Origin of the sequence: Billgrantia tianxiuensis, from assembly GCF_009834345.1 — a bacterium.
In the GTDB taxonomy this organism is placed as follows: domain Bacteria; phylum Pseudomonadota; class Gammaproteobacteria; order Pseudomonadales; family Halomonadaceae; genus Halomonas; species Halomonas tianxiuensis.
In genome coordinates this window covers 2,088,908-2,111,675 of record NZ_CP035042.1, presented here as the reverse complement: position 1 = coordinate 2,111,675, position 22,768 = coordinate 2,088,908, and the positions used below count along the sequence as shown (strand labels likewise).

Annotated in this window: 31 protein-coding genes and 2 pseudogenes; 16 read left to right on the top strand and 17 right to left on the bottom strand. The window is 62.5% G+C overall.

The window, feature by feature from the left end:
• Position 1: 1 nt before the first annotated feature.
• From hrpT to EKK97_RS09780, 13 genes are all read right to left on the bottom strand, one after another.
• Entirely contained in the window at positions 2–199 is a 198-nt protein-coding gene (hrpT, locus tag EKK97_RS09835) for an HrpT family type III secretion system protein (protein ID WP_159551503.1), read from the bottom strand.
• Positions 200–264: 65 nt separating this feature from the next.
• The gene (locus EKK97_RS09830; protein WP_159551501.1) at positions 265–642 is read right to left on the bottom strand and encodes a hypothetical protein; all 378 of its coding nucleotides are present in this window, start codon (positions 640–642) and stop codon (positions 265–267) included.
• Positions 639–1,523 (bottom strand): type III secretion system outer membrane ring subunit SctC, encoded by an 885-nt coding sequence (sctC, locus tag EKK97_RS09825; protein WP_159551499.1) that lies wholly within the window; start codon positions 1,521–1,523, stop codon positions 639–641. Before sctC ends, EKK97_RS09830 begins: the two co-directional genes overlap by 4 nt.
• Positions 1,487–1,957, bottom strand: coding sequence for a hypothetical protein (locus tag EKK97_RS25775; protein WP_159551497.1), 471 nt, complete (start codon positions 1,955–1,957; stop codon positions 1,487–1,489). Before EKK97_RS25775 ends, sctC begins: the two co-directional genes overlap by 37 nt.
• Before the next feature lie 5 nt (positions 1,958–1,962).
• Positions 1,963–2,277: a hypothetical protein gene (locus EKK97_RS09815; RefSeq protein WP_159551495.1), complete on the bottom strand. Its 315-nt coding sequence runs from the start codon at positions 2,275–2,277 to the stop codon at positions 1,963–1,965.
• Positions 2,278–2,350: 73 nt separating this feature from the next.
• Positions 2,351–2,809 carry a hypothetical protein gene (locus EKK97_RS09810; protein WP_159551493.1) on the bottom strand — a complete coding sequence of 153 codons (459 nt, stop codon included), beginning with the start codon at positions 2,807–2,809 and terminating at the stop codon, positions 2,351–2,353.
• A 1-nt stretch (position 2,810) separates the two neighbouring features.
• Positions 2,811–3,032, bottom strand: coding sequence for a serine kinase (locus EKK97_RS09805; RefSeq protein WP_159555751.1), 222 nt, complete (start codon positions 3,030–3,032; stop codon positions 2,811–2,813).
• Positions 3,033–3,245: 213 nt separating this feature from the next.
• The gene (locus tag EKK97_RS09800) at positions 3,246–3,773 is read right to left on the bottom strand and encodes an HrpE/YscL family type III secretion apparatus protein (RefSeq protein ID WP_159551491.1); all 528 of its coding nucleotides are present in this window, start codon (positions 3,771–3,773) and stop codon (positions 3,246–3,248) included.
• A gap of 75 nt (positions 3,774–3,848) precedes the next feature.
• On the bottom strand, positions 3,849–4,427 hold the full coding sequence (locus EKK97_RS23740) for a hypothetical protein (protein WP_201297063.1): 579 nt from the start codon (positions 4,425–4,427) through the stop codon (positions 3,849–3,851).
• Positions 4,428–4,769: 342 nt separating this feature from the next.
• Positions 4,770–5,258, bottom strand: coding sequence for a type III secretion system inner membrane ring lipoprotein SctJ (gene sctJ / locus EKK97_RS23735; protein WP_201297062.1), 489 nt, complete (start codon positions 5,256–5,258; stop codon positions 4,770–4,772).
• Positions 5,259–5,267: 9 nt separating this feature from the next.
• Entirely contained in the window at positions 5,268–5,645 is a 378-nt protein-coding gene (sctI, locus tag EKK97_RS09790) for a type III secretion system inner rod subunit SctI (protein WP_159551489.1), read from the bottom strand.
• Positions 5,646–5,872: 227 nt separating this feature from the next.
• The gene (locus tag EKK97_RS09785; RefSeq protein WP_159551487.1) at positions 5,873–6,802 is read right to left on the bottom strand and encodes a hypothetical protein; all 930 of its coding nucleotides are present in this window, start codon (positions 6,800–6,802) and stop codon (positions 5,873–5,875) included.
• 135 nt (positions 6,803–6,937) lie between these two features.
• Positions 6,938–7,165, bottom strand: coding sequence for a type III secretion system major pilin HrpA (locus EKK97_RS09780; protein WP_201297061.1), 228 nt, complete (start codon positions 7,163–7,165; stop codon positions 6,938–6,940).
• 348 nt (positions 7,166–7,513) lie between these two features.
• Between EKK97_RS09780 and EKK97_RS09775 the strand changes: the two genes are divergently transcribed.
• From EKK97_RS09775 to EKK97_RS09765, 3 genes are read left to right on the top strand one after another with little or no spacing between them, the layout of a single operon-like run.
• Positions 7,514–8,875, top strand: a complete 1,362-nt coding sequence (locus EKK97_RS09775) for a PAS domain-containing protein (protein WP_159551485.1) — start codon at positions 7,514–7,516, stop codon at positions 8,873–8,875.
• A complete protein-coding gene (locus EKK97_RS09770) occupies positions 8,761–9,798 on the top strand; it encodes a PAS domain-containing sensor histidine kinase (protein ID WP_236551450.1) in 1,038 nt (345 codons plus the stop codon). The genes EKK97_RS09775 and EKK97_RS09770 overlap by 115 nt, the downstream gene beginning before the upstream one ends.
• Positions 9,795–10,430: a response regulator transcription factor gene (locus EKK97_RS09765; RefSeq protein WP_159551480.1), complete on the top strand. Its 636-nt coding sequence runs from the start codon at positions 9,795–9,797 to the stop codon at positions 10,428–10,430. The genes EKK97_RS09770 and EKK97_RS09765 overlap by 4 nt, the downstream gene beginning before the upstream one ends.
• Positions 10,431–10,589: 159 nt before the next feature.
• On the opposite strand, the gene EKK97_RS09760 is transcribed toward EKK97_RS09765, so the two are convergent.
• Positions 10,590–11,273, bottom strand: coding sequence for a papain-like cysteine protease family protein (locus EKK97_RS09760; RefSeq protein ID WP_201297060.1), 684 nt, complete (start codon positions 11,271–11,273; stop codon positions 10,590–10,592).
• Positions 11,274–11,445: 172 nt separating this feature from the next.
• Between EKK97_RS09760 and sctW the strand changes: the two genes are divergently transcribed.
• The 4 genes and pseudogenes from sctW to EKK97_RS26100 form a co-directional block, all read left to right on the top strand.
• Positions 11,446–12,561: a type III secretion system gatekeeper subunit SctW gene (gene sctW, locus EKK97_RS09755; RefSeq protein WP_159551478.1), complete on the top strand. Its 1,116-nt coding sequence runs from the start codon at positions 11,446–11,448 to the stop codon at positions 12,559–12,561.
• On the top strand, positions 12,561–14,027 hold the full coding sequence (locus EKK97_RS25385; protein WP_201297059.1) for an FHIPEP family type III secretion protein: 1,467 nt from the start codon (positions 12,561–12,563) through the stop codon (positions 14,025–14,027). Before sctW ends, EKK97_RS25385 begins: the two co-directional genes overlap by 1 nt.
• Positions 13,997–14,644 (top strand): FHIPEP family type III secretion protein, encoded by a 648-nt coding sequence (locus EKK97_RS25380; RefSeq protein ID WP_201297058.1) that lies wholly within the window; start codon positions 13,997–13,999, stop codon positions 14,642–14,644. Before EKK97_RS25385 ends, EKK97_RS25380 begins: the two co-directional genes overlap by 31 nt.
• A gap of 1 nt (position 14,645) precedes the next feature.
• Positions 14,646–14,963, top strand: a pseudogene (locus EKK97_RS26100) (FHA domain-containing protein); the annotation flags it as partial.
• A 28-nt stretch (positions 14,964–14,991) separates the two neighbouring features.
• On the opposite strand, the gene EKK97_RS23720 reads toward EKK97_RS26100, so the two are convergent.
• Positions 14,992–15,183 (bottom strand): hypothetical protein, encoded by a 192-nt coding sequence (locus EKK97_RS23720; protein ID WP_201297163.1) that lies wholly within the window; start codon positions 15,181–15,183, stop codon positions 14,992–14,994.
• Between the two features lie 19 nt (positions 15,184–15,202).
• Here EKK97_RS23720 and EKK97_RS09740 point away from each other — a divergent pair, with 19 nt between their 5' ends.
• The 9 genes and pseudogenes from EKK97_RS09740 to sctU all read left to right on the top strand — a co-directional run bounded on the left by EKK97_RS09740 (position 15,203) and on the right by sctU (position 21,923).
• Positions 15,203–15,637, top strand: a complete 435-nt coding sequence (locus tag EKK97_RS09740) for an EscD/YscD/HrpQ family type III secretion system periplasmic domain-containing protein (protein WP_159551476.1) — start codon at positions 15,203–15,205, stop codon at positions 15,635–15,637.
• Complete coding sequence (locus tag EKK97_RS09735) at positions 15,637–16,989, top strand: FliI/YscN family ATPase (protein WP_201297057.1); 1,353 nt, start codon at positions 15,637–15,639, stop codon at positions 16,987–16,989. The genes EKK97_RS09740 and EKK97_RS09735 overlap by 1 nt, the downstream gene beginning before the upstream one ends.
• Positions 16,976–17,443, top strand: coding sequence for a hypothetical protein (locus EKK97_RS09730; protein WP_159551474.1), 468 nt, complete (start codon positions 16,976–16,978; stop codon positions 17,441–17,443). Before EKK97_RS09735 ends, EKK97_RS09730 begins: the two co-directional genes overlap by 14 nt.
• A complete protein-coding gene (locus tag EKK97_RS09725; protein ID WP_159551472.1) occupies positions 17,440–19,035 on the top strand; it encodes a FliM/FliN family flagellar motor switch protein in 1,596 nt (531 codons plus the stop codon). The genes EKK97_RS09730 and EKK97_RS09725 overlap by 4 nt, the downstream gene beginning before the upstream one ends.
• Positions 19,032–19,388 (top strand): hypothetical protein, encoded by a 357-nt coding sequence (locus EKK97_RS25375; protein ID WP_201297056.1) that lies wholly within the window; start codon positions 19,032–19,034, stop codon positions 19,386–19,388. Before EKK97_RS09725 ends, EKK97_RS25375 begins: the two co-directional genes overlap by 4 nt.
• Positions 19,304–19,687, top strand: coding sequence for a hypothetical protein (locus EKK97_RS23710; protein WP_201297055.1), 384 nt, complete (start codon positions 19,304–19,306; stop codon positions 19,685–19,687). Before EKK97_RS25375 ends, EKK97_RS23710 begins: the two co-directional genes overlap by 85 nt.
• Before the next feature lie 41 nt (positions 19,688–19,728).
• A complete protein-coding gene (gene sctS / locus EKK97_RS09715) occupies positions 19,729–19,989 on the top strand; it encodes a type III secretion system export apparatus subunit SctS (protein ID WP_159551470.1) in 261 nt (86 codons plus the stop codon).
• Between the two features lies 1 nt (position 19,990).
• Positions 19,991–20,686 carry a type III secretion system export apparatus subunit SctT gene (sctT, locus tag EKK97_RS09710; protein WP_201297054.1) on the top strand — a complete coding sequence of 232 codons (696 nt, stop codon included), beginning with the start codon at positions 19,991–19,993 and terminating at the stop codon, positions 20,684–20,686.
• Positions 20,687–20,820: 134 nt separating this feature from the next.
• Positions 20,821–21,923: pseudogene (sctU, locus tag EKK97_RS09705) on the top strand (type III secretion system export apparatus subunit SctU).
• 25 nt (positions 21,924–21,948) lie between these two features.
• On the opposite strand, the gene EKK97_RS09700 reads toward sctU, so the two are convergent.
• Together EKK97_RS09700 and EKK97_RS24555 are read right to left on the bottom strand one after the other, a co-directional pair.
• The gene (locus EKK97_RS09700) at positions 21,949–22,524 is read right to left on the bottom strand and encodes an amidohydrolase family protein (RefSeq protein ID WP_236551423.1); all 576 of its coding nucleotides are present in this window, start codon (positions 22,522–22,524) and stop codon (positions 21,949–21,951) included.
• On the bottom strand, positions 22,494–22,745 hold the full coding sequence (locus EKK97_RS24555; protein WP_236551422.1) for a hypothetical protein: 252 nt from the start codon (positions 22,743–22,745) through the stop codon (positions 22,494–22,496). The genes EKK97_RS09700 and EKK97_RS24555 overlap by 31 nt, the downstream gene beginning before the upstream one ends.
• Between the last annotated feature and the right edge of the window lie 23 nt (positions 22,746–22,768).

Sequence of the window (22,768 nt, the reverse complement as noted above, 5' to 3'; positions counted from 1 at the left end):
CTCAATCTCCGTAGCGATAGCGAGTGGTAACCTGGCCCTCTGCCAATCCCCCACGCATGTCGGGTGCCCACCAGATCACCAGGTGCTCTGGCGACGACAGCGGGCGGGCACAGCTCTCGGAGCCACTACACCCCTGGCGCTCGTGTGTCGCGCAACCGGCAAGCAGCAGGGGAATCGCAACGGCAAGTATGCGGCGCATGACAGGCTTCCTGTTCATGAGGAGGGTGATTGAAAGAGTCATTGAGAAAAGTCATTGGGAAGGAGTCATTGGGAGAGAGGTGGTTCGATCAGAGCAGGTCTCGTCCTGGCGCTGGAATCGGGCCGGCGCAACGCCAGCATGACTTCGGCCTGCTCCCCAGGCAGCAGGTCGGCATTCGGCCACACTGCCACTGCCAGCACGTTGTGATAGCCGCAGGCGGCCTCATCGAAACGATGCCGCTCCTCACCATTGTTTCTCACGGCCGCGATCACCACGACAAAGCGATCGTTGGCATACCCCTGCATCCGCTCATGCCCCATCAAGCGCACGGGCCCGTTCCGGCAGAACCCCTCGAACTCCTGGGGATCGAAGGCTTCGAATCCTTCGGGTACGTGATGCTCGGCGAAGGCACCCAAGGCACGCTCTACCTCGGCACGGGTCACGCTGTTGCGCCGTCCCCGGTGGCGAGATTCCTGGTTGTCGAGCGCAGCGCCCAGCGCATGCCGGTTCTCGGGCGACACGTACTCCAGGGGATCGAGTTCGGTACCCACCAGTCGGGTGTGAGAATGAACAGCCGCTCCCGATTGGAGTGATGACGGCTCGTGTAGCGGAACAGCTTGCCTACCCCGGGCAAATCGCCAAGCAGGGGCACCTTGCTGGAGAGATCCTGGCTGCGCTCGACGTTGAAGCCGCCCACCACCAGGGAACGGTCGGCCCGGATCACCGCCTGGGTACTGATGGTGCCGCGGTTGACCCTGGGCGTGCCGGCATCACCGCCATCGTCCTGCTCGATATTGCCGTCCTCGATGTCCAGCGATAGCTGCACCAGACGCTGCGAATCGTTTCCAATGGCCCTCGGGATCACCTGCAGGCTGGTACCCGCCGTGACCGGTGTAATGCTGGCCACCCGCTCGCCGATGGAAGAGAGAAAGGAGGTCGCACTGAAGTCGATCACCGCCGGCTGGTTTTCGATGGTCAGGATCGAAGGGTTGGCGACCAGGGTCGCCTCGCCCCGGCTCTCCAAGGCACGAACCTGGGCAAAGAAGTGGCCGAAGTCCTGTATCAGCACCGTTGCCGACGACCCTCTGGCGAGAAAGGGCTCGGCGCCCGAGGCATTGAAGGTCGCTTCCATGCCACCGCCGCCCACCCGCCAGTTGATGCCCAGTTCGGCCAACTTGCCCCGCTCGACATCAAGAATGATGGCGTCGATCTCGATCACGTTGCGGGGCTGGTCGAGCCTCTCGATCAGGCTCCGATACATCGACTCCTTGTCGGGGTCGTCGCGGATCAGCAAGGCATTGTTGCGAATGTCGGCACTGACCATGGAGCCGCCACTTCGATCGTCACGTAGCTGTTGACTGAGTCGAGCCGGCGTCTGGGAGCGGTTATCGACATGACGCTGAATCCGTTGAGCGGCCTGCTCCCGCATCGCAGCGAAAGCCTGCAAGCCCTCGTCCGGCGCCATGCCAAAAACATCGGAGGCGTTGGAATGGTGCCACTCGCCCGCTTCTCCAGCAGTGCGCTCAGTATGGTAGCGACACCGGGAACCACGATGGACTGGCCGCGATAGTTGATGGTGCGATCGTCCGCCAGCGCATAGCGGAGTGGAAACACCATGATTTCCAGCTTGTCCTCGCCCTTCCTTCTTCTTTCGCTCAGTGCCGAGATGTAATCCAGGTATCGCCGCGGCCCGGAAACGATGACGGTTCCCTCGTCGGGCAGCTCGCCCCAGCCAAACCGGGTGTCCAGCAGCCCCACCTGGTTCAACGCCTCCCTGAGATCGGTATCGCATCCTCCGAGACCTCGAGGCTCACGGTGGACTGCGCCTCCCTTGGACTGACGTAGAGCGTGCCGTTGTAGACGAACCACAGGAAGTGATGCTCCAGGGCCAGCCGGTCCAGATACTCCTCGGCGCTGTTCGCCCGCAACCGGCCATTGACGGCTCCCGATACCCCTTCGATCTCCAGCGTGACCCCAAAGGTGCGGGCGAAGTCCATCAGCGCCTCCGCCAAGGGAGTGTCGTGGGCATCATAGGCGAAGGAGGTATTCTTCCAGGACGCGGGGACGGCCGCCGACACCGCTCCGCTCCAGCAGAAAACGCAAACAGCCATCCACATGGCAAGTCGACGCGCAACACTCATGTTGTTTGCCTCAAGGCGAAAACCGCAATGACAGGCCAAGCGGAAGCCCGGCGACGGTAGACTGGATAGCGCGGGACTGGCCCTGCCCTCGCGACCGATAATGGCCAAGCAAGTCGCACCACACCTCGGCCTGATTGGCCATTCCCTCCAACAGGGGCAGCAAAGCGGCGCAATCCTGCGACTCTTGGCCCACGCAAGGTACCCATCTCACCAATACGCACTGCCCGTCTGCTGGATCGATGGCCAGCGCGCCGGGAAAGCGTAGGCCGCTGAGCGCAGCAAGGCGCAGCAAAAGGCTCGTCGCGAAGCCAGGATCGCGACTGGAGACGCCCAGTTCGAAGACGCAGCGAATGCCGCCATCCTGCTTGCCCACCAGGCAGGTACGATGATCGATCTCCAGCCGCAGCTCCGCCTCGCTCGCTCCCAGCCAGCGCACCAGCCCCTCCTCCAGGGCCCCATGAGATGCCATGTCAGCGGATCTCGTTGATGATGGCCTTGGCCAGGTTGTGCTTGACCTGCAGCTCCTGGCCCACCGCCCAGCTGGCGGTGGCGTGCTGCTGCAAGGCCGAATTGAAGGCATAGATATCGTCCAGCGACGCGTCTTCGAGGTTGGTGGCGATCTTGTCCATGTTTTTCTGCGTGAGCTCGAACTGCCTATCGAGCCGATGACGTACGGAGTCCACCGAAGGCATATCCCCTCCAGAATCAATTCCACGCAACGCAGTGATTCGCGCGCGCAGCCATTTGTGTAGTGTTTCCTTGCCACTCCATGGGTGGCCGTTATCGGCCTTCGGTTCCCTGGCCATCGCCGGCTTCGTCCACAGCGCCAGACAGCGCACCGGCAATAGCCGACCAGGAGCAACGGAACACGCCGGCGTCGGTTTCCAGCATCAACTGATCATTCGTCAGCCGGGGATCCGGCAGGACCCGCCAGCGGAAGAGATGCTCGTCCTCCACGACCGTCCGCACGCACTCCTGCTGCTCGGGGAGCAATACAGAGTGGCGCTCGCCGGCTCCCGCTGAGCCTCGACCAGCCGTCTTACCAGCACTTGGATGCGCTGGCGTGAGTCGATGTCTCCCAGCAGGGCCGTCAAGGCCGCCTGCAATACCTGCTCGGCGTGCCGCTCGACCTCTGCCCAAAGCTCCTGCTCCGCCCGGCGCAGTCCATCGAGCAGAGCCTCGGCCTCCTGCCATACCCGCTGCTCGGTTTCCCGGCGCGCCTGCTCGACCACTTCCACAGCTCGCTGCTGTGCTGCATCGAGTCGCCGTTGCGCCTGCTGCTCGGCATCGGCCATCAGTTCCTCTGCCTGCTCTTTAGCCCTGGCCAGTATCCGTTCGACGGTAAGACACAGCTCCAGCCGTTCGGCCTTGATCAACGCCCCGAGGGCCAGCTCCTGGGCACCATTCAGGTCGATCCGGCGAGTGACGAACATAAGCGCGACGTCTCCTGGTACGGTTTTTTCGGGCAACGTGGAAGGGGAGTGATCAAGCGTCAGGACGCTGCGCGGTCACGCGCCACAGCACGGCGTGCCAGAGCTGGTCGAGGCGCGCGGCCGGGATCCCGTCCAGCGTCGGGCATCCCCCGCCTCGACCAGCGCGCGATGGTAATGCAGCCGGACTCGGGCCCAGGCCGCCGCCGGCAGCCACTTCCGCAGCATGGCAAGGCCCAGCGGTTCCGCCGTAAGCCCAGGCGGATAGGCTACCGGCCAGTTCCCCGGCATCAGCGCCCTGGCCAGGCGGCGGCACCACGCCCGCTCTTCGGCCGCCAGCAACGGGGTGGCGATATCGCGCACCGCCACCTCGGCGGCCAGCCGTAGCACCCGGACCCGCTCTTGGGGCGACAGCGCATGCCAGTGCAGCAACGCCTCGCCCGGCATTGGGGGCACCTCTTCCTCGAGATACAAGCGCCGACGCAGCAGCGTGGGCGGCATGCTCTGCCAGGCATCCTCGAGCCCGTGATCGGTCCCGGGCCGCAAGGTGTCGCGCCAACTGACATCCATGCCCACCCAGGGACATTGCCAGAAGCGCAGCCATTCGATCAGACGCGGATCGTCGATGTTCAAGGGTGAGCCCCGGGGAGAATCCATACCGGCGCCTGCTCCAGCGAACGTCATTCACTCGCCGTGGGTGAGCCGGATGCCGAAGCCGGCCTGGCCTTGCCCGGCAATACGGCGCGCCATTCGGCTTGAACCACAGGCACAACACCACCAGCAATGCCATCAGCAACAGTGCCAACAGCAGGCCACCAGTGATCAGGCACCAGCGCCAGAAGCGTAACGACTCGCCAGGTATCAGGAAGGGCCCAAGCCTTACCAGTTGCTGTTGTTCGAGATACGCCTCGGCAGGAACGAACACGACCGCCAGCTTGTCCGGCTCTTCGGCCAGTCCCGGAATGCTGCTGAGCACCAGCCGCTCGACCCGCGGCCGGATCACATCGGATCGAGATCGGCGCGATGCTTGATGAACACGGCCGTCGAAGCCGGCTGCACCGGTTCCCCTGGCGCGACTCGCTCCGGCAGCACGACATGAGCCCGCGCCACCAGCACACCGTTGATCTGCGCCAGGGTCGATTCGAGTTCCTGCGAAAGGGCATAGATGTAACGGGCACGCTCCTCTAGGGGCGAGGAGATAACGCCTTCCTTGCGGAACACATCACCCATGTTGGCACGCGGCTGACGCGGAAGGCCGGCGGCCTCCAGAATCCGTACGGCGCGAGCCATCTCCGGGGCGTCGACTGACACGGAGACACCGTCCTTGTCGATGCGCTTCTTCGCCCCGATATGCCAGGCAGCCAGCTCGGCGATCACCTCGTTGGCATCGCTCTCGCTCAGATGGCGGTGCAACTCTACCGACTGCTGACAACCGACCAGCAGCAGCACGGCTCCCAGCAGCACCAGTCGTGCCAGGTAGCGCAGCATGACTTTCCCTCACTGCAGATTGGTCAATTTCTCGATGGCCTGGGTGCCCTTGCTGATCAGCTTGGTGGTCAGCATGCTTTCCAGATAGAAGGAAGACAGAGAACGACTGGCCTGGATCACGTCCTGGGGGTCGTTGGATTTCGACGCCTTGCGCAAGGCGCGGTCGGCCTTGTCCGAGAGCTGCTGCAGATGTTCCGAGGAGCCCGCGAGCTGGCCCACGATGCGTTCGGCGACATTGCTATCGGCCGCTCTCTCGGTAGGTTGAACGGCCGCGCTGAACCACTGTACGTCGCCGCGCTCGGGCGTCCGCTCAACGGAACGCACCGCGCCGTGTTGGCCTGCCCATTCACCGGACAGGCTAGTTTTTTGAATCCGATCGATGGACATCACTACACCCGCAGCGGATAGTCTTCCGGTAGAGAAGGGAGGAAAAGCGGGCACTGGTGCAGCAAGGCCCGCTATGCATCGGCGGCCAAGCGAACCGCCAGGCATCGGCAATCAGGCCGCGATCTTGTGCATGGCCTGGCTGAAGAGGTTGTTGGAGAGCAGCATGGCATCCAGATCGGTTTGCGGATTGCCGGTGCTCTTGCCGTCCATCACTCCCTTGACGTCACTCATCGCCTGCTTGAAGCGCTCCATCTCACCCTGATTGAAGTCCTTGCCCTGCTCGATACGGCCGGCCCAGCCACCGTTCTGAGGCACGGGCCCATATTTTTCGGGTTCTGGTCCATGTATTTACCAATTTCCTTGGCCATCTCCTTGTCTCCAGCGCCAATGGAAAAACGCTGACCGCCATTGATGTCCATCTCGGAGAAGCGGAATCCTGTCTGCTCGATGCCAATGCTGTCGACTGCGGTCTTGCCTATATGGCTGACAAAGCTGCCGCCGGTCATGAAGCCCGCCTGTCCCATCGGACTCAGGTCTCTCGGCATACCGCCACCGAACCCGGCACCGATCTGATTGCCCAGACTGCCAACGGCACCGCCCACGCCGGAACCCAGGGCATCGCCCAACGCACCACCTACCATGCCACCGCCAATACCGCCCATGGCACCGCCTGCCATTCCACCACCCATCCCACCGAGACCGCTGATGGCATTGCCAATGGAACTAAGCACTCCTCCCAACATCTGCAGCAGACTACCCTCCAGCACGCTGGTCAGGGCATCCCTCAAGCCCTGCCCGAAATCCGCCAGTTCCTCCTTATTGAAGTAGTTGTCCTCCTTCAGCTCATCCTGCCAGCTATTGACGTTGCCCGTAGCATCATGCGGGCCACCATAGCGGGACGGATTCTGATCCATGAACTTAGCGACCATCTCCATCAATGGGTTGCTACCGGAATCGTCGAAGGTGGCGCCATCCCCCGTCTTCTGGAACAGTGCCTGCATCAGAGCGTCAGCCAGCAGGTCGACCAAATCACCGATGCCACCCCCGCCCTGCCCTCCTCTGGGCTGCGTCACCGCACCACCGCCATCGCCACCGATCTGCGCTAGACCACCGGTATTCTCCAGTGGAAGGCTAATCGTCAGAGTTGCATTGACCATTCACATCTCTCCTCGAGAGTTGGAAGACAGCATCCGCGATCACCCTCGATCCCGGACACCCTCCCAGGCATGACCATGAATGGCAGGAGTTCAAGCCTTGCGCTCTCCTGCCATTCATGACATAGATGATATGGATTAGAAGCTGATCGACTTAGCGCTCGACGTCGCGGCATTGCTGGCCTTGGTGGCAGAATCGACATAGCCATCGGCGATACCGTTGATGGTATCCGTCACCATTTTTTCCGACGAAGCCTTGGCATTCATCAAGGTTGTCTGTGCCGCAGTCTGATCCAGCATACCCATCGCTGCCTTAGAAGCTTCCAGGGCCGCACCACCACCGATACCGAGAAGACTACCCAACATACTCTTCACCTCTCTTCACTAATAGACTAGACCGTAAGGGTTGCTCTTGGGCACACTGCTGTGCCTCACCGCTTGAGTGGCGCTCCCCCACATCCGGTTCCGGGTCATGTGCATTTTTTCTTCATGCCCACGCCATGCCCCGGAATGTACGGCCAGAACTCTCAGGGAAATTCGCTAGGATGTGCTCGCGGCGTTGCCATGGGCTTTTAGTATGCCTGTCAGAATGGAATGACACTGTTTACGCATCATCGCTGGCACTGGTTAGATCAAACCATTAACTTAAACGTTACACCTAGGTACTTCATACACCAATACAACAGGTTACTAGTCATTAGACCTTGGTTTGAGATGAAAAACCTACACGCACTCCTATCCAGCTCATCCGACGCCGATCCTGATGCACTGCGTCACGAGAACAGCCTGCTACGCGCGCTGATCGAATCGACCATCGAACCTGCCATCTTCGTCACCGATCCCGACCAGGACTTCCGCTTCGTGCTGGTCAACGAAGCGGCATGCAAGCATTTCGGCGTTCCGCGTGAACAGGTGATGCAATGGCGGCCCACCGATATCGACCCGTCGTACAGCATCAGCCGACTGAACGAGCTGCACGCCCAGTTGCAGCACAGCAAGACCAGAACCTTCGAAACCGAGCACCACCTGCCGGATGGCCGACGCGTACCAGTGGAAGTGATCGTCAACCACTTCGACCATCAAGGAAAAATTCTTTCGGCCGGCTATTTTCGCGACATTTCCGAGCGTAAACGAGAGGAGCAGCGCCGTCGTTCTCTTCAGGCCGAGCAGCAGCGCAGCGAGATCGAGCAGCAATACAGGAGAGTGTTCAACGACCTGACCGATGACTTCTTATTGCTGGATATCACACCCGACAAAAGGTTACGCATCGTCGATATCAACAAGGCAGTCTCGCAACGACTCGGACTGCCTTCCGAACAACTGATTGGACTATTTCTCGACAGTTTTCTTTCACCAGAACAGGCTGAAATTTGCCACAGACACAAGCTAGAATGCGTGAAGACGCGGCAACCCTATCATTACGAAAATCCAGTCATCATCAATGGTATATCTCATTATTTCGACACCACCGTCTTCCCGATCTTCAATGACCGCGGCGAAGTCTATCGTATCGCTTCGCTATCTCGCGACATCACTGCAAAAAAGAGCCAGGAAGTCGCCAACCTGTTGAAGGAACAGGAATTCAGGGCACTGGTGGAACATTCCCGCGACATAGTGATCCGCTACGATCTCGAGGGACGACGTACCTACGCCAACAGTGCCTACCTCAAGATGGCTCGCGCCAAGTCCATTGAGGATGTTCTCTACAAGACACCACTGGATGGCCCGCTGGTCGGGAAAAATGCCGAGACGCTGTTCGACAAGATTCATGAAACGGCACAGAGCGGGGAATGCAATGAACTGGATGTCAACTGGAGTACTGATGACAATGAGTATTACTACGAATTACATCTGATCCCGGAGTTCGATAGCCACGGCCAGGTGGCCAGCGTACTTTGCATAGGTCGCGATTACGCTCGACGCTGGAGAGCGGAGCGCGCCTTGAGAAAACGGGAGGAGGAATTCCGCACCCTGGTGGAAAACTCTCCGACATCATTTGCCGCCATGAGCTGGATGGGCGTCGCAACTACATCAATCCCAAGATCATCAGGATGGCGGGCAGCATGGCACTGGTGATCATGAACTCAACGCCTCTGGAGTATCCGGGAGGTGAGGAAGGCAGACTCTACCAGGACAAGATCGATGAGGTCATCGCCACCGGCCAAAGAGTGGAATTCGAGCTGACTTGGAACTCCTATGAGAGCCCTGCCTGCACGCTGATCAATCTGGTTCCAGAGCGCGACAGCCATGGCCGTATCGTCAGCGTGTTGGCCATTGGCCGAGACATCACGCTGCTCAAGCGCTTCCGCCAGGATCTGGAACGCTCCCGAACCCAGTTGCGGGAACTGGTGGCACACCGGGAACGTACCCGCGAGGCCGAGCGCAAGCACATCGCCCGCGAAGTACACGACGAGTTGGGCCAGCAGCTGACGGCGCTGAACATGGAGATCCAGAGCATGCGGATACGCTACGAAAAGTGCACCCCACAGCTCCAGGCCCAGCTCGACCGGATCCACACGCAGCTGCATCATACCATCGCCTATGCCCGCAACCTGGTCTCGCGCCTGCGTCCCAGCGCTCTCGACATGGGCTTCATTGCCGCCTTGGAGTGGCTGGTCGAAGACTTCAAGCAGCGCAACCCGGGGTGCGAATGCCGCCTGATCCTGGACGGTTCCGACCTCTGTCTCACGGAAGAAGTGGCCATCGCGGTATTCCGTATCGTGCAAGAGTCCCTGACCAATATCATCAAGCATGCCCACGCCACCCAAGTGCATCTCATGCTGCACGAACTGGAGACCCATGTCCTTTTGGGCATTCGCGACAACGGTAGTGGCTTCGATACCAAGGGTCACTACAAGGAATCCTTTGGCCTGGTCGGTATCAAGGAGAGAGCCATCATGATCGGTGGAGAATTGCAGCTATTCAGCGCCCCCGGACGGGGAACCTATATCGAACTCCACATACCCGGCACACACATCGAAACGAAGGAGGATGAATGAAAATTCGCGTGCTGATTACGGATGATCACGCCATCGTGCGCGAGGGCATCAAACAGCTTCTTTCCCTCTATGACGATGTCGAGTTGAGCGATGAAGCCGCCGATGGCGACCACCTGCTGAATCTTCTAGAAACCCAGTGCCCCGATGTCCTGATTCTCGACATTCTGATGCCCGGCCTCAGTGGCATTCCGTTGATCGAAACCCTGCTCGACCGCCATCCTGCCTTGCCGATCCTGATCCTCAGCATGCACAACGAGACCCAGGTCGCCAGGCGCATCATCCGCGCCGGCGCACGCGGCTACCTAAGCAAGGATTGCGATGCCGACACCCTGATCACCGCCATCCGGCGACTGGCCAGAGGCGGCCGCTATATCCAATCCGACGTGGCAGAGAAATTGGCCTTCGACTATGACGAAGCCATCGACGCCCCGAGGCACGAGACACTTTCCAAGCGCGAGTTTCTCGTCCTCTGTCTGTTGGCCAGGGGCATGAGCGTCAACGAGATCGCCGACGAACTCAGCATCAGCAACAAGACCGTCAGCACCCACAAGTTCAGGCTGATGCACAAGATGAGCTTCAGCAGCCATACCGAGATCGTGCGCTATGCCCTGGCTCACAACCTGATCAAGTGACACCGCCGCTCCTTGGCTGATGCAGCCCAGCTTCATCTACTTGCCTTGCACCGTGGGTAGGGCAGCATCGGTCTAATGGGGCGCCACACAGGGCGTTCGGAGCCAGCATCGGTATCGAACGTCTACCAGCCCCTTCGACAAAACCCACGGGGCGGCTGTTTAGCTCTTGCTGTATAACATCGCAAAAGGAGTATCCCAAGCCAGACGTTCATTAAAATAGTCCAACGGCATAGTTAGATCAGGACCCCGTTTGGGATCATGAAAAATGATTCTATCATTTGGCTTATCAAGACCTGTAAGAACAGACATATGTCTGCTATTTCCTGGCGTATTCCAACCAAAAATAACCGGCCCATGCCGATACAAAATATCGCCAAGCTCCTTCAAAGAAAACTCTTTTGAATCAGGTAGATTAACTGCAGCCAGGTTTTCATTTTCCATCAGGCGGGGAATTTCTCTTCTTTCAAGACCATTGGGTCCAGAAGGGCCATAAAGGTCAGGAAGACCTAAGCGGGGCCCACTGCTGATACTATGGCCCAACATTCTCACACATGCATACCAGCATCCCATTGCTTCATTCTCCTGAGACACATAAGGAACATGATGCAAACGAAAGCCCGCATTATCATTTCCAGCCGTCCCCGCATCACCTGAATCTTTTGCTCTTTTACTTCTACTAAAGCATCCCCCATAGGGTGGTGGTATTCCAACCGGGAGCGCAGACCACTGCTTTATGGGTTCTTCCTCTCGATTCTTAACGTCATTTTTTACATCATGCTTTACATTTTGTGAGACATTTTGAAAAGCAAAAAACCGCTGCATCTGACATCCATCAAGTTTCATTTGAAATCACCTAAACGAAGCCACAACACCAAACTCCCACGCCCTTGGGTGGCGCCAGTGCGTAAAAGAGTTCCTCACCGGCTCCGTAAGGTTGCGCCTTCATTTCCATGCCGATGGAACCCTACCTCTTTCATCGCCACTCATGAATCATCACCTCAGCGACCGTCAGCCCATGCACGTCACACCCAAGATCGAAGTCACGAAACCGGATGCCTTCCGCACCCCGGCGCCGTCCCAAGCCGGCCCGGCCAGCGCCACCAAGGCCCCCTCGCCGGCGGACGACCTGGCCGATGCCGCGGAGGAGATCGCCACGAAGTTCAGCGAGAGCGTGGAACGGCGGAGCAAATCCCTGGAGGAACGGTCCGTGCGGCCCCGCACGCTGCTGCGCGTCGAGAAATTGCAGGCCCTCTACACCCTGCTGAACGGCGACGACGACCGGCTGGACAGGGAAGTTCGACGGCTGCTGGCCATGGGCCAGCAACAGGTGTCGCTGGGGCAGCTGCTGGAACTGGCCGATGGCGATCCGGCCAAGGCGGAGGTGCTCGCGCAGCATGCACTGCAACGGGCGCGGGGCCAGGGCAGCGATGGCGTAACAAGCCACCTGCAGCAAGCGATGCAGGAGCTGCACGACGAACATGGCGCCGAGGTGCAGGCAGGCATCAACACCGCGGAAGCGTTGGCGCTGTTCAGCCGGGATCCGCAGCAGTTGCAGCACATGCGCAGGCTCTACTATCGCAGCATCGTCGGCCAGGCCTCATTGGCCACGCTCTTCGATGGCCTGTTGAGTCAATTCGACGAGCAGCGCTTCGGCCAGGGCATCCATACCTTGATGCGCGCCATCTCCGATGACCTGTCATCGGCCTTCCCCTCGCTACCCGCCGGGCAGTTGCGCGCCCTGTTGCGCGACCTGACCGCCAGCCAGCAGCTCATCAACATCCTCAATGGCAGCCGCGAGCTGCTGGAAAGGCTTGCTGCGCGCCGCCTGGCGCCTCGGATGTCCGCCCCGCGCCTGACCCGCCGTCTGCTGGACTTCACCCAAGCCACCATCTACCCGCGGGAGATCAAGACCCTCGGCGAGGACGCCGTCGGCGACGACGCCCTGGACCAGTCATGGTTCCTCAATGCGATCTACCCCTTGATGCAGCAGCTGCCCCTACCCATCTGGAAGGATGGCAAGTCCCGCCAGAGCACTCTCAATCTCCTGCTGCGCGTCATGACGGAGTTTGCCCAGTACGAGCGGCAACAAATGACCACCCCGGCCGGCACGGCCACTGAGCGGACCTCCTGATGCACCAGCTGTTTCTCGTGCTGAACCGTATCGCCATCAGCGCCATGAAGCGCTCCGAGGTGGTGGGCGCAGTCTTCGTCATCGCCATCGTGTTCATGATGATCATCCCACTCCCGACGGGATTGGTGGATGTGCTGATCGCCATCAACATCAGCCTTTCGTCATTGCTGATCGCCCTGGCCATGTACCTGCCCGGCCCCCTGGCCTTCTCCTCCTTTCCGGCGGTGCTGCTGCTGACCACCATGTTCCGCCTGGCGCTGTCCATCTCCACCACCCGCCTGATCCTGCTGGAGCAGGACGCCGGCAACATCGTCGAGGCCTTCGGCAACTTCGTCGTCGGCGGCAACCTGGCCGTGGGCCTGGTGATTTTCCTGATCCTGACGGTGGTGAACTTCCTGGTGATCACCAAGGGCTCGGAGCGCGTGGCCGAGGTGGCGGCACGCTTCACCCTGGACGCCATGCCCGGCAAGCAGATGTCCATCGACAGCGACCTGCGCGCCGAGTTGATCGACGCCCGCGAAGCGCGCCGCCGCCGCGAGCAGTTGGGCAAGGAGAGCCAACTGTTCGGCGCCATGGACGGCGCCATGAAGTTCGTCAAGGGCGACGCCATCGCCGGCCTGGTGATCGTCTCCATCAACCTGATCGGTGGCTTCGCCGTGGGTACCCTGCAGCATGACATGAGCGCCTCGGAGTCGATGTACCTGTTCTCGGTGCTGACCATCGGCGATGGACTGATCGCCCAGATTCCCGCGCTGCTCATTTCGCTGACCGCCGGCATGATCATCACCCGCGTGGCGCCGGACAATCAGGCCCTGGACGCCAACATCGGCCGCGAGATGGCGGAGCAGATCACCAGCCAGCCCAAGGCCTGGATCATCGCCTCCCTGGGCATGGTGGGCTTCGCCCTGCTGCCCGGCATGCCGACTGCGATTTTCCTGGTCCTCGCCAGCCTGTCGCTGGCCAGTGGCCTGTTCCAGTTGTTCAAGGCGCACAAGCTCCGGCAACTCCAGGAGGCCAGCCGGCGCCCCTCCGATATTCCGCCGGAGCTCAATGGAGACGAGGATATCCGCCGCTTCAATCCGGCGCGGGCCTACCTGTTGCAGTTCCCGCCCTGTCGCAGCACCCCCGACGACCCGGTGACCGTCGAACTGATTCGCCTGGCGAGGCGCTGTCGCAACCGCATCGTCGACCAGTACGGCGTTACCCTGCCCTCGTTCCACATCGACTACAGCGATGCACTGGCCGAGGATGAATTCCGCTTCTGCGTCTATGAGGTACCGGCTCTGAAGGCGACCTATGCACCAAACCGGGTGGCCATCGAACGCGGCCGGCTCACCGACGAGCAAGCCGCGCAGGGGCAGCCGGGCACCCCGGAGCGCGACGAGGAGCGCTGGGTCTGGTTTCCCGCCGACCACCCCTCGCCCGGGAGGAGGAGATGGCCCCGGTCGCCGCCGTGGACCTGGTGATCGAACGCCTGCAACGCCTGTTCTTCGCCACCGGCCCCCAATTCATCGGCCTGCAGGAGGCCAAGGCGATCCTCGGCTGGATCGAGATGGAGCAGCCCGAACTGGCCCAGGAGCTGCAGCGGGTGGTGCCAACCCCGCGATTCGCCGCCGTACTCCAACGCCTGGCCGCCGAGAGCATTCCGCTGCGCGCCATCCGCCCCATCGCCGAGGCCCTGATCGAGCATGGCCAGTACGAACGGGATGTCGGCGCCCTGACCGACTACATCCGCATCAGTCTCAAGGCGCAGATATGCCACGAGTACGGCACCCCTTCCGGCCTGCACGTATGGCTGCTGACGCCGGAAGCCGAAGAGTTGCTACGCGACTCCCTGCGCCAGACCCAGACCGAGTCCTTCTTCGCGCTGTCCCAGGAAGCCAGCCACCTGCTGGTGCAGCAGCTGCGCGAGGCCTTCCCCGTGCTGGCCACCCCCAAGCCGATCCTGCTGGTCGCCCAGGATCTGCGCCGCATCCTGCGCAACCTCCTGCAGGACGAGTTCAACCATGTGCCGGTGCTGTCCTTCTCCGAATTGCAGAGCACCTCGCAAATCAACGTGCTGGGGCGTATTTCGCTGACATGACATGAAAGCGGGAACTGCTCCAGCCGGCACAGCCACTCAGCGGTTGACGCAAACACTCTGGAAAGCACTCCATCATCACCAAGGGCTCCACACCATGTACGAATTACGCGTGCTGACCGGCCTGCATCGCGGCGCCGCCCTGCCACTGATCGGCGAACAGTGGTCGATCGGTGCCGATGAGAACGCCGACCTCGTACTGTTCGACCCGGGCATCAAGCCACACCACTGCCGCCTCGAGTGGCGACAGGACGGTTGGGCGCTCACCGGCATCCAGGGCAAGATCACCGACGCCGAGGGCCACCGCAGCGATGCCTTGGCCGCCCTAGGCCCCAACACGGCCTTCGCCCTCAACGGCATCTGGCTGACCGTCGTCGATGCCGCGACGCCCTGGCCAGCGACGACGAAGAAGAAGCCAGGGCCGAGCCGCCGGCACCATCGCCTACCACCAGTGCACCATCGGCGCCGAAGCGCTCCGCACTGCCCTTCTTCCTCGGTTTTCTCAGCGCCGCCGCCATCGTTGCCACCAGCACCTGGGCCACTTTGTCTCCCCAACCGACAGTGGAGCCCGCGCCGGTTCCCCAGGTCGCGGAAGGCAAGCTGGTCCTGGCCACCGCCGATGCCGTCGAACGACAGCTGCGCAGGATGCTGGCCGATCGCGAGCTGGACGATAGAGTCCGGGTCGAGGTCCAGGACCAGCGTATCGTGCTCGAAGGCGCCCTGCTGCGCCAGGAACAGGAACTGGTAGAGCGGATGCTCACACGCTTCCAGCAGCGCTTCAGCACCTCCTTGCCGGTCGACAATCAAATCTCCGCCCTGTCCCGAACGCTGCCCTTCGAGATCGCGCAAATCACCTCGGGTCCCATGGGCAGCGTCATCACCCAGGACGGCCAACGCCTGTTCGTCGGCGACGAGCTGGACGGCCTGCGCCTGGTGGCCATCGACGATCACAAGGTGGTGTTCAAGGGCCACCAGGATTACGAGGTCGCCTGGTAGTGGGTGCCGCTGCCCTGGCACGCTGGCGGGACCGGCACCTGGCACGCCTGGCGGCCTTCCGCCCCGTTGCCATCGAAGGCCGAGTCACCCAGGTCAACGGCATCCTGGTGGAGGGCCGGCTGCCGTTCGCCCGCATCGGCGATCTCTGCGCCATCGAAGGCCAGCGGGGCAAGCCGGTGCTGGCGGAAGTGGTCGGCTTCAGCGCCCGCTCCACCCTGCTGTCGGCGCTGGGTGCGCTCGATGGCATCGAGGCGGGTGCAACCATCACGCCATACTTCCAGGAGCATCGCATTCATATCGGCGAAGGGCTGCTGGGCTGTGTGCTGGACGGTTTCGGCCGCGGCCTGCAAGGGCCAGGCGAAGCCTTCACCCTGGCGCGCAGCGGGCAAACCTTTCCGGTCATTGCCGATGCCCTGGATCCCACCCAGCGCCCCCGCATCAGCCAGCCCATGCCCAGCGGCGTGCGCGCCATCGATGCCATGCTGACCATCGGCGAAGGCCAGCGTCTTGGCCTCTTCGCCGGTGCCGGCTGTGGCAAGACCACCCTGCTGGCGGAGCTGGCGCGCAACATGCCCTGCGATGTCATCGTGTTCGGCCTGATCGGCGAGCGCGGCCGGGAGCTGCGGGAATTCCTCGATCACGAACTGGACGAGGCGCTGCGCGAACGCTCCGTGCTGGTCTGCGCTACCTCCGACAGGACCAGCATGGAGCGCGCCCGCGCCGCCTCGACCGCCACCGCCATCGCCGAGGGCTTTCGCGCCCAGGGCAAGCGGGTGTTGCTGCTCATCGACTCGCTGACCCGCTTCGCCCGCGCGCAGCGCGAGATCGGCCTGGCGGCGGGCGAGCCGCCCGGGCGCGGCGGCTTCCCGCCCTCGGTCTACACCATGCTGCCGCGCCTGGTCGAGCGAGCGGGCAACATGGAGGGCGCGGGCTCCATCACCGCGCTTTACACCGTGCTGATCGAGGGCGACGTGATCGCCGGTGATCCGGTCGCCGACGAGGTGCGCTCCCTGCTCGACGGCCACATCATCCTGTCGCGCAAGCTGGCGGAGAAGAACCACTACCCCGCCATCGACGTGCTCGGCAGCATCAGCCGCACCATGGCCAATGTCGCCACACGGGACCAACTGCGGGCCGCCGGCCAGCTGCGCCACTTGCTGGCGGCCTATCAGGAGGTGGAAATGCTGATTCGCCTGGGCGAGTACGAACAGGGTCACGATCCCCTGACCGACACTGCCGTGACCCTCCAGGAGGAGATCAACCGCTTCCTGCGCCAGGAGATGCGCGACCCGACCCCCTACGAACACTCCCAGCAATGGCTCGACCAGTTGAGTGCCCATGCGCCAGCGTAACCACCCGTTCGACGAACCGTGCTCCTCCGATGCCGAGTCGCAGCGACTCAGATCCAGCCTGGCACAGCTCGTTCCGATCCGCGCCCATCGCCAACTGATGGCCGAGCGCCGTTGGCGCCGGGCGCGCCAGACGCTGGCCGAGCTGCAGGAAAAGCTCCGCGACCGGGAGACCGAGTGCGAGCAGCGCCGGCAACTCAACCAGCAGCGCCGCGGCGAACTGGCCGACGATCATCAATCGCGCAGCATCGATCACGCATCGCTCAAGGCGTGGATGGAGGAAGAGCAGCGGCTCAGGCATGCCATTGCCACCCTCGAGCACGATCTGAACCGGCTCAAGCAGGCGCTGGAGGAGCAGGAGCGGCACGTGGTGGAAGCGAAGCGTGACGTGGAGCAGCAGCAGCGCGACAGCGAGCGCCTGAGCCTGCTCATGCAACGGCTCGAGGAGGAAGCGTGAACCGTTCCCTGTCCAGCGCGGAAGCGCAGACCGCAACCGCTCACACCAGCCCCGGAGGTGGCGAGCCCGCGAGGGAAGCATTCCCGCGAAAGAGTGCTACGGACGGCATCGTCAGCGCGGACGTGGCGCTGTTCGACAGCCTGCTCATGCCCACCATGCCGGTGGAGTGCCATGCCCCGACGACGGCCCATGGCGAGACTCGCCCCTCCACCGCCAAGCCCAGCGCTTTCCTGTATCAACAGAGCGATACACCACCGCTTGAGCGGTTGGAGGAGCAGGTAGGCGAGCGGCTCGGGGCGTGCGGTCGAGCCATCGAGTGCACTCTGCTGCTCCCCCGGCTCGGCGAGGTTCAATTGAGCGCTGGCCTGCACCGGGATGAGTGGCATATCGACCTCACCTTTCTGCAAGCCCCGCCCGGGCCCATGCACGCCGCCAGCACGCTCATCTTGCCGATCGCCTTGGCCAGCGCCTGGGCCGCCCGGTGGTACTGGGCCTGCACCTGCGCGGGGAGGATGAGCGTGACGACTAGCTATCTACGGCGGCTGCGCCGCGTCGGCGCCGACGAGGCGCTGGCCTCCCGGCGGCTCGGGCGCGGCAAGGTGTTCCACTGCACCGGCAAAGAGTACAGCGTGGGCTACCTGGCCCTGCACCGAGCCCCCAAGCAAGAGCAGAAGCCAAGCGGCGACTGGCTCGCACTCGACACGGCGGCGGGCATGATCGCCCTCGACGCCTCCGACGCGGAAGCCCTGCTCAACCAGCTCTCCGACGTCCCCTTCGTGACGGCGTCAGCCGATGGCGACGAACAGGCCTGGTACGCGGCCCTCTACGACCAGCACCTGCTCCCGGGCTTCCGCCGGCTGTTCGGCCATCTCCGGCCCCTCGCGCCGCCCCGGGACGAGGCGCACGCGGGCCTGCGGCCCTATCGCCTCGCCTGGCGCTTCGGCGAGCACGGCGGCCACCTGCCACTGGCCCTGGCGGACGCCACTCTCGAGCGTCTGCTCGGCCGGGCACCATGGCGGGTTGTCTCGTATCTCGATACCGACAGGCTGACGATCAGGACGCCACTGCGCCTGGGCTGGCTTCAGCTCGCGCGGGACGAGGTCATGCAGCTCGGTCTCGGCGACGTGCTCATCGCCACCCAGCCGCTGTTTTCCGTCGCCGGCGAGGGTATCGCGCAACTGGCCGGCGCCCGCTTGCAGCTTCATTACCAGGATGACGGAACCCGGAACGCTTACCGGGTCACTCATCTGCACACCACGGCTGAAGACGATCCCCTGATGCACGACGATTACGATATGGACACCGGCCTCGCGCACGCCGATACGGAAACGGCCTCCCCGCATACCCGGCTCACCCTCTCCCTGCAAGCCGGCGAGATCTCCCTGAGCCTCGCGGAGCTGGCGCAACTCGAGGAGGGCAGCGTCCTGGTCGCCGCCGGAGAGGCGCCGGGCCACGCCACCCTCTACCATCGCCAACGCCCCATCGCGCGGGGCGAACTGGTGGACGTGGAGGGACGGCTCGGCGTGCAGTTGACGCAGATTCTCCTGCCTGTGAGGCCCTTCGACGATCCCGGCACGGATGACGCCCCATGAACCTGGGCCAGGTCGATCCGCTGATTTTCGCCCTCTTCCTGGGCGGGCTGTCGCTGCTGCCCATTCTGCTGATCGTGTGCAGCGCCTTCCTCAAGATCTCCATGGTGCTGATGATTACCCGCAACGCCATGGGCGTTCAGCAGGTGCCGCCGAACATGGCCATCTACGGCATCGCCCTGGCCGCGACCCTGTTCGTCATGGCGCCGGTGATGCAGGAAATCGGCCAGCTGGTGAAGGAGACGCCCCCGACTTCAGCTCCCTGGACAACATGCAGACCAGCGTCAACCACCTGGTCGGCCCGCTGCAACGGTTCATGGCGCACAACGCCAATCCCGACGTCCAGACCCACCTGATGGGCAACACCGTCCAGCTCTGGCCCAGGGAGATGTCGGAGCAGGTCGACAAGGACGATCTGCTGATCGTCATCCCCGCCTTCATGCTCTCGGAGCTACAGGCCGGCCTGCAGATCGGCTTTCTGATCTACATCCCGTTCATCGTCATCGACCTCATCGTCTCGAACCTGCTGCTGGCACTGGGCATGCAGATGGTCTCGCCCATGACCATCTCGTTGCCGCTCAAGATCCTGCTGTTCGTGCTGGTCGATGGCTGGAGTCGCCTGCTCGACGCCCTGTTCTACACCTACGTGATCTGACGCCCCAGGCGCTGCGGTCACCCGTAAGGAAGATAACGCCCATGGATGCCCTGACCCTGTTCAAGCAAGGCATGGTACTGGTGGTGATGCTGTCGGCACCGCCGCTGCTGGTGGCGGTGATCACCGGCGTGATCGTCTCGCTGCTGCAGGCCCTGCTGCAGGTTCAGGACCAGACCCTGCCCTTCGCCATCAAGCTGGTCGGGGTCGGCATCACCCTGGCCCTGACCGGGCGCTGGATCGGGGTGGAAACGATCCAGTTCGTTTCCCAGATCTTCACCCTGATCGCCACCACGAGGCACTGAGATGCCCTTTCAAGGAGTTGAGCATCTCGCCGACTGGGTCCTGGCCATCACCCTGGCCATGGCGCGGCTCTATCCCTGCCTGCTGTTGCTGCCGCTGTTCTCCTTTCATGAGCTCAAGGGCATGCTGCGCTATGCCATCCTTGCCATTTTGGCCCTGGTGGTATCGCCCGGCATCCATGCGGCCCTGCCCAGCGACGATTCCTGGTGGACCCTGTTCGCCCTCTATTTCAAGGAGGCCGCCATCGGCATGCTGCTCGGCGCTCTGCTGTCGATGCCGTTCTGGCTGTTCGAGTCGGTGGGCAGCCTGTTCGAGAACCAGCGCGGCGCGCTGATGGGGGGCCAGCTCAACCCCAGCCTCGGCCAGGACTTCACCCCGCTGGGGTTCCTGCTCAAGCAGGCACTGATCGTGCTGATGGTGACCTCGGGTATCTTTCTGTCCATGCTGCAGGTGATCTGGGACAGCTACCTGGTCTGGCCGCCCACCCAATGGTTCCCGGTGCCGGCGCCCGATGGCCTGGACGTCTATCTTGCGCTGCTCGCCAAGACCTTCACCGACATGGTGCTCTACGCCGCACCACTGGTCGCGCTGCTGCTGTTCATCGAGTTCGGCATGGCCATTCTCAGCCTGTACAGCCCCCAGTTGCAGGCCTACATCCTCTCCATGCCCTCAAATGCCTGGTCGGCCTCGGTTTTCTGATTCTCTACCTGCCGATGCTGTTCTACCTCGCAGAAGAGCGCAATCTGCAGTGGATCGGCTTCCAGCACACCCTGCGGCTACTGTTCGAGAGCCCATGAGGGCAACACTCAGGATCCACGACCGGGAGCCTCGCCATGGGGGAAAAGACCGAAAAGCCGACGCCCAAGAAACTGCGCGACGCGCGCAAGAAGGGCCAGGTCGGCCAGAGCCAGGACGTACCCAAGCTGCTGATCGTCGCGGCGCTGCTTGAGGTCGTACTGGCCATGGTGGAAACCGGTATGGGCAACATGCAGGACCTAGTGGCCACGCCGCTGGGCCAACTGGATCAACCCTTCGAGTACGCCCTCCAGGCGGTGGTGGTCCAATGCCTCACCATCGCCGTCTCGATGATCGCCATGGCGCTCGGCCTGGCCGTGATCATGCGCCTGCTGGGCAGTTGGCTCCAGTTCGGCTTCCTGTTCGCACCGGAAGCCTTGAAGATCGACTTCAACAAGCTCAACCCCTTCCCGCAATTGAAGAACATGTTTTCCGGCAAGAAGCTGTTCGAACTGCTCAACAGCCTGACCAAGGCCATCATCCTTGCCATCATTCTCTCGCTGTTGTTGCCCCCGGCCCTACAGACCCTGGCGAAGCTGCCGCTGACCGATCTCGACACCGCCTGGCACGCCATCGCCCTGCTGTTCGTCAAGATCGAAAGAACCTGCCTGCTGGTCCTGCTGGTGCTGGCCGTCCTCGACTTCGGCATGCAGAAGTATTTCCACCTCAAGAGCCTGAAGATGAGCAAGGACGACATCAAGCAGGAGTACAAGAGCACCGAGGGCGACCCACACACCAAGGGCTACCGCCGCTCGCTGGCCCGTGAACTCGCCACGAGCGGCGGCCCGGCCCGGGGATCCCGGCCCAAGCCGGAGCTGGAAGAGGCCGACGCCCTGGTGGTCAACCCCACGCACTTCGCCGTCGGGCTCTACTACCGTCCCGAGACCACCCCTTGCCACGCATCGTCTGCAAGGGAGTGGACGAGGATGCCCTGGCACTGATCGAGCAGGCCAAGGAGAAAGGCATCCCCATCATCCGCTTCATCTGGCTGGCGCGAACCCTCCATCGCGAACGGGCCGGCGGTTACATTCCGCGGGAAACCCTGCGCCATGTGGCCAAGATCTACCAGGTCATTCGCGAACTCGACGACGACGCCATGGACGACGGCATCCTGCACATTCCCGATCTGGAGATCTTGTAGACCGACGCGTTCTCGCTGCTCTCTGTCAATCGAGGCGAAACAGCTCTCGTGGAGAGTCGTTCAGGATCACGCGCCGGTCGTCGTCGTCGCGGACCCAGTCGGCCAGCCAGTCGAAGGTATCCCGGTAACCGTGCTTGCCTTCATGGCGGGTCCAGGGCCAGTCGCTGCCCCACACCAGCCGCTCGCGCCCCAGCTCCTTCAACATCTCGCCCACATGGGGCCGCAGGTCGCGCACCGGGGAACGGTAAGGCGCCGACAGCTTGACCCAGGTGCGGCCGTACCGGCCGGCTTCCAGCAACAGGCGGAAACCGGCATCGGCGGCGGGGTCGGCCTCCACGGGCAGGCCCAGGTGATCGACCACCAGGGTGACGCCGTGCTCGTGCAGCGCGGGGAAGAGCTCGGGCAGGCGATCTCCTTCGAGGTGCAGCTCCAGGTGCCAATCCAGCGCCTTCAGTCGATCTAGGAAATCGATCCATTGCGGATCCTCAAGGTCGGGAAGTTCGCGGCGTCGTTCGATGAGATTCCAGCGCACGCCGACAATGCCGGCCGCATCGAGCAGCTGCATCTCGGTCAGGCTAGCCTCCTTGGGAAGCTGCACCACTCCGCGGTAGTTCCCCCCAGTTCGCCAAGGATCCGCAGCAGCTCACGATTGTCGTGGCCGAGAAAGCTCGGCTGCACCAGCACGCCACCGCGAAGCTCGCATGCCTCCAGATGTGCCTGCCACTCATGCAGGGGCGCCGCCCGTGACGGACGATAGTTGGAGCCCTCGACCTCATCCACCTGCGGATAGACGTGGGCGTGACAGTCGAATCCTTGCTTCACTCTGGTTTCCTCACCTGCTTTTC